4 protein-coding genes are annotated in these 5,340 nt (G+C 69.1%); 2 read left to right on the forward strand and 2 right to left on the reverse strand.

All coding sequences use genetic code 11. The features are described 5' to 3' along the window. Window positions 1-86: 86 nt before the first annotated feature. Both E8D38_RS27140 and E8D38_RS27145 read right to left on the reverse strand, forming a co-directional pair. Window positions 87-401, reverse strand: coding sequence for a BrnT family toxin (locus E8D38_RS27140; protein WP_246099727.1), 315 nt, complete (start codon window positions 399-401; stop codon window positions 87-89). Beyond that, a complete protein-coding gene (locus E8D38_RS27145; protein ID WP_246099729.1) occupies window positions 398-802 on the reverse strand; it encodes a helix-turn-helix domain-containing protein in 405 nt (134 codons plus the stop codon). The genes E8D38_RS27140 and E8D38_RS27145 overlap by 4 nt, the downstream gene beginning before the upstream one ends. 150 nt (window positions 803-952) lie before the next feature. Between E8D38_RS27145 and E8D38_RS27150 the strand changes: the two genes are divergently transcribed. Both E8D38_RS27150 and xerC read left to right on the forward strand, forming a co-directional pair. Beyond that, complete coding sequence (locus E8D38_RS27150; protein ID WP_140637398.1) at window positions 953-3,997, forward strand: CHC2 zinc finger domain-containing protein; 3,045 nt, start codon at window positions 953-955, stop codon at window positions 3,995-3,997. Between the two features lie 5 nt (window positions 3,998-4,002). Beyond that, on the forward strand, window positions 4,003-5,130 hold the full coding sequence (gene xerC, locus E8D38_RS27155) for a site-specific tyrosine recombinase XerC (protein ID WP_140637399.1): 1,128 nt from the start codon (window positions 4,003-4,005) through the stop codon (window positions 5,128-5,130). Window positions 5,131-5,340: the final 210 nt, after the last annotated feature.

Consider the following 5,340-nt stretch of genomic DNA (forward strand, 5'->3'; position numbering starts at 1 on the left):
AGAAATCGATCTCGCTGGGCAGGTCGTCGTCGTGGTCAGTGGCTCGCGTTCCCATCGTCATCACCTTGGGTGTTGCTGTGAGCCGCTCAACGCGGCTCGTTCTCGTACTGCCGGCGCTCGTGCCTGGTGGCCTCGCGCGCCGAAATGATCCTCACCTTCGCGCTGCTCGGCCCGCTGGCGCTGTAGGTGTGTGCCACCGCCAGCAGCCGGCCGTTGCTCGCCAGCCCCAGCGTGAACCAACGCTCCTCGAACTCGCTGTGCGCCGCGTCGAAGACGGTCAGCGCCAGCGCATCGAGCAACACCGTGGCGGCCTGCTCGAACGACACCCCGTGCTTGACGAGGTTGGAAGCGGCCTTGAGCGGGTCCCATTCGAAATCCAGCTGCGGTGCGGCGGCGCTCAAGTGCGGCTCTCCGCCTTGCGCTTGAGCTGGCCGCGCTCGATGAACGCATCCAGCAGCTGAAGCACCTGGCGCTTGTCGGCCACGTCCAGCTTCTCGATGGCCAGCAGGCGCCGGCGCAGCCGGCTGTCGCCCTCCTGCTTGGCCAGCCGCCGCTTGGGCGCGCCCACGCCGAACAACTCATCGATCGACACCCCCAGCGCGGCGGCGATCTGCGGCAGCAGGTTGGCCGGCGGCGTGGCCGCCGGACTCTCGTAGTAGGCCACCATGCGCTGCGAGATGCCCAGCTCGGCGGCCAGCTCCACCTGCGTGAAACCCGCTGCCTTACGCAGGCTGGCCAGGCGCTCGCCGAAGCTGGCCGGGGCGGCTGCCGCAGCGGTGGCCGGTTGAATGCGTTTGCCCATCGAAACAAGTTCCAAGCGATGGGGCGAGTCTAGGAAGGCTGGACGCTGCATTGAAGCCTCGGACTTGACATGTATACACACGATGTATAGTGTGCCGTCCTTCAAATTGTTTAGCAACCCGGTGTATGTCCGGGACTGACGGAGAACGGCATGGCACGCATCCCCGAACCAGAACTGCAGCGGCTAAAAGAAGAGGTGTCGGTGCAGCGCCTGGTCGAGGCGGTGGGGGTGGAGCTGAAGCGTGCGGGCAAGGACTGGCTGGGGCGCTGCCCGTTCCACGACGATGCCGAGGCGAGCCTGGTGGTGAGCCCGGCGAAGAACCTGTGGCACTGCTTCGGCTGCGGCATCGGCGGCGGGCCGATCGACTGGGTGATGAAGCACCGTGGCGTGAGCTTCCGGCACGCGGTGGAGCTCCTCAAGGCCGATCCTTCCATAGCGGCTGCCGGTGCTGCGCCTGCCAAGCGCACGACGGTGCGCGCGCTGCCGGCGCCGGTGGCCTTGGATGCCGACGACCAGGCGCTGCTGGCGCAGACCATCGACTACTACCACGAGCGCTTGAAGCAAAGCCCCGAGGCGCTGGCCTACCTCAAGGCACGCGGGCTCGACCACCCGCAGCTGGTGGACACCTTCCAGCTCGGCGTGGCCGACAGGACGCTGGGCCTGCGCTTGCCGGAAAAGAACCGCCAGGCCGGCGCGGCGGTGCGGCAGCGGCTGCAGCGCATCGGGCTGATCCGAGACAGCGGCCACGAACACTTCAACGGCAGCTTGGTGGTACCGGTGTTCGATGCGGTCGGCGCCGTGGTGGAGGTCTACGGCCGCAAGCTCAGAGACGACCTGCGCGCGGGCACGCCCAAGCACCTGTACCTGCCGGGGCCGCATGCGGGCGTGTTCAACCTGGCCGGCGTGATCGAGGCCGGGCAGCGAGCGCCGGGCCAGCGCGAAGTGATCCTGTGCGAGGCCTTGATCGACGCGATGACCTTCTGGTGCGCCGGCTTCACCAACGTGACCAGCGCCTACGGCGTGGAGGGCTTCGGCGACGACCTGCTGGCCGCCTTCAAGGCGCATGGCATCGAACGCGTGCTGATCGCCTACGACCGCGACGACGCCGGCGAGCGTGCGGCGGCCAAGCTGGCCGAGGCGCTGATCGCCGAAGGCTTCGAGGTCTTGCGCGTGCTGTTCCCCAAGGGCATGGATGCCAACGACTACGCGCGCAAGATGAGCCCGCCCGACAAGGCGCTGGCGCTGGTGCTGCGGCAAGCGCAATGGATCGGCGGGGCGCGGCCGGTGCAGTCGCCAGCAGCTGAAGAAGGATTGACCGAGCCGGCGCTGCCAACCGAGGACGCGCCGGCACTTCCTTCCTCAGCCGCTGAGCCGCCGGCGCGCAGCGCCGATGAAGCTATGCCGAGCGAGCTGCCCGACGAGCTGCAGCTGGACACCGGCGGCATCACCTGGCGCGTGCGCGGCTGGAAGAAAAACACCAGCGCCGAGGTGATGAAGGTCAACGTGCAGGCCAAGCGCAAGCCCGAGGCGAACGCGCCGGCCGACTCGACGCTGGGCGCGTACTTCGTGGACACGCTGGACCTGTACGCCGCGCGCAGCCGTGCGGCGTTCCTGCGCGCGGCCAGCATCGAGCTGGGGATGAGCGAAGACGCGCTGAAACGTGAACTCGGCGCGGTGCTGCTGAAGCTCGAGGCGCTGCAGGATGCGCTGCTCACGCAAGCGCGCGAGCGCCAGGCCTCGACGCCGAAGGCGCCGGTGCTGTCGGCCGACGAAGAAGCGCAGGCCTTGGAGCTGCTGCAGGCGCCGAACCTCATCGAGCGCATCGTGACGGACCTGCATGCGCTGGGCGTGGTCGGTGAAGACCTGAACCTGCTGGCCGCGTACCTGGCTGCCGTCAGCCGCAAGCTGGATACGCCCTTGGCCGTGCTCATCCAAAGCTCGAGCGCGGCGGGCAAGTCCTCGCTGATGGACGCCGTGCTGCAGCTGGTGCCCGAGGAAGAGCGCATCCGCTACTCGGCGATGACCGGGCAGAGCCTGTTCTACCTGGGCGAGACGAACCTGCAGCACAAGATCCTCGCCATCGCCGAGGAAGAGGGCGTGCGCCAGGCCGCGTATGCCTTGAAGCTCTTGCAAAGCGATGGCGAGCTGACGATCGCCAGCACCGCCAAGGACGAGGCCACGGGCAACCTGAGCACGCGGCAATACACGGTGAAGGGTCCGGTGATGCTGATGCTCACGACGACGGCCATCGACGTCGACGAAGAGCTGCTCAACCGCTGCCTGGTTCTCTCGGTCAACGAGAGCCGCGAGCAGACCGCGGCCATCCACGCGCGGCAGCGTCAGAAGCAGACGCTGCAAGGGCTGCTCGAACGCAACCGACGCGACACCCTCAAGGCCGTGCACCACAACGCGCAGCGCCTGCTGGCGCCGATCGCGGTGGTGAACCCGTATGCCGACCGCCTGACCTTCCTGGCCGACAAGACCCGCACACGGCGCGATCACATGAAGTACCTGGTGCTGATCCAGGCCATCGCGCTGCTGCACCAGCACCAGCGCGAGGTGAAGACGGCGCAGGCCGAGGGCGGCCAGGCCCTGCGCTACATCGAGGTGACCCCCGCCGACATCGAGCTGGCCAACGCCATCGCGCACGAAGTGCTCGGCCGCACGCTGGACGAGCTGCCGCCGCAGACGCGGCGCCTGCTCAACCTCATCCGCGCGATGGTGGCCGAGCGCGCCGAGCGTGAGCGCATCAGATGCGCCGACGTGCGCTTCACGCGGCGCGACATCCGCGAGGCCACGCAGTGGAGCGACAACCAGCTGAAGGTGCACTGCGCGCGCCTGGCCGAGATGGAGTTCCTGCTGATCCACGGCGGCAGCCGCGGCCACAGCCTGCGCTACGAGCTGCTGTGGGACGGCAGCGACGAGGATGTGCGGCGCCTGTGCGGGCTGATCGACACGGCCGAACTGCACGCCGACGCATCGCTACGACGCCCGCAAGTTGGGGCCGCAGCCGCGCAAGTGGGTGCCAAGTTGGCCCCAAGTTGCCCCCAAGTTGGGGTCAAGTTGGACGCGGTGAACCAGCCGAAAACCCGCGCCGATGCTGGCGCTGCGGCCGATCGACCGATCAACGGCGCCAAAACGCCTATCTCTGGCGCGGACGCGCTTCGTCCTGTCGTACCCACGGCCGCGCATTGACGGCCATGCGCCCCCGCGAGCGCTTCACGGCCGGCGCCCCGAACGACCTGCGCGGCCTGACCGCCGCGCTGCGGCGCTACCTTGAACACCTGGGCACACGCGGCTACCGCCCAAGCGGCATCGCCACCGCCGAGCGCTACATCCGCGAGTTCATCGCGTGGGCCGACGAGCGCGGCGTGACGCACCCGCAGCAGGTGACACGCCAGGTCATCGAGCGCTACCAGCGCTGGCTGTACCACTACCGCAAGCGCGATGGCTCGCCGTTGAGCGTGGCCGGGCAGCGCTGCAAGCTGGTGCCCTTGCGCGGGTTCTTCCGCTGGCTCACGAAGGCCGCCGAGATCCCGGCCAACCCGGCGGCCGACCTGGAGCTGCCGCGCAAGCTCAAGCGCTTGCCGAGAACCGTGCTCACGGCCGACGAGGCCGAGCGCGTGATGGCCGGCGTGGACCTGGGCACGCCGATCGGACTGCGCGACCGCGCGATGCTCGAAGTGCTCTATGCGACGGGTGTGCGCCGCCATGAGCTGGCTAGCCTTGAACTCGGCGACCTCGAGGCCGAGCGCGGCGTGGTGCTGATCCGCGAGGGCAAGGGCGGCAAGGATCGCTTGCTGCCGCTGGGCGAGCGGGCGCTGTATTGGGTGAGCGAGTACCTCGAACGCGGCCGGCCGCAACTGGCGTGGAACGCCGAGGACAAGACGCTGTTCCTCAGTACCGAGGGCAAGCGCATCAGCCCGTTGTGGCTCTCGACGCTGATCGCGAAGAGGGTGGACGCGGCCGAGCTGGGCAAGCGCGGCGGCTGCCACCTGTGGCGCCACACGATGGCCACGCTGATGCTCGAAGGCGGCGCGGACCTGCGCTTCATCCAGGCGATGCTGGGGCACGCGGAGCTGAGCACGACGCAGATCTACACGCAGGTGGCGATCCGGCAGCTGCAGGCGGTGCATGCGATGACGCATCCGGGCGCGAAGCGCCGCGCCAGGAGCGCGCAGAAGGCCGAGGACGTGCCGACCCCTCATCCCGAGCCGCAAAACGCCGCCAGTGCGCTGCTGGATGCCTTGGCGCGCGAGGCCGACGACGAGGCGAACGAGGACCGCGCCGGCGGCGGCGTTGCAGCGGACGCCGGCCGGCGCCGCTGAACTTCGGGTGCCGCGCCACCGACAGCGCGGGCGTCACGCGGCTTGCGAGAGCAACCCGCGCGCCGCTGGACACGTCGAGGCGTGCCACCGCCCTCAAAGCCAGCGCGCTGCGCGCGAGAGCCACGAGACAGGCAACAGCCGGCATCGAGCCGGCCGCTGCCTGGCAGGCGCTGCGGGGGAAGTGCTTCGCACTTCACATAACGGGCTGTT

The sequence above is a fragment of the Methylibium rhizosphaerae genome, assembly GCF_006386545.1.
GTDB lineage: Bacteria > Pseudomonadota > Gammaproteobacteria > Burkholderiales > Burkholderiaceae_C > Pseudorivibacter > Pseudorivibacter rhizosphaerae.